We start from the raw sequence: 232 nt of genomic DNA, 5'->3' as shown, positions 1-232 counted from the left end.
AACTCCTCGACCCGCTCGCTTTCCTGGAAGAACGCCAAGCCCAGCCCCTCGAGGCGGATTGCAAGTAATGGGGCGACTCTACGATATTGATGGGCCCGCGCTCATCATCGCCCACCGCGGCGGCGGTAACGAATACCCGGAAAACTCCCTGCGCGCTTTTGATGCGGTGTACCGCGCGGGATTTCGGCATATCGAATCGGATGTACACACCACCGCGGACGGGGTAGCGGTT

The 232-nt window shown here is 61.2% G+C and carries 1 protein-coding gene; it reads left to right on the top strand.

Annotated features, from left to right (window positions below; all coding sequences use genetic code 11):
* Positions 1–67: 67 nt before the first annotated feature.
* Positions 68–232 (top strand): glycerophosphodiester phosphodiesterase (locus tag QP381_RS09535; RefSeq protein WP_285068808.1); only part of this gene is annotated, 165 nt, incomplete at its 3' end.

Origin of the sequence: Pauljensenia sp. UMB6358, assembly GCF_030216865.1 — a bacterium.
Classification (GTDB): Bacteria; Actinomycetota; Actinomycetes; order Actinomycetales; family Actinomycetaceae; genus Pauljensenia; species Pauljensenia turicensis_A.
The sequence above is the reverse complement of the archived record's forward strand: the minus strand, read 5'-3'. Positions and strand labels throughout refer to the sequence as shown.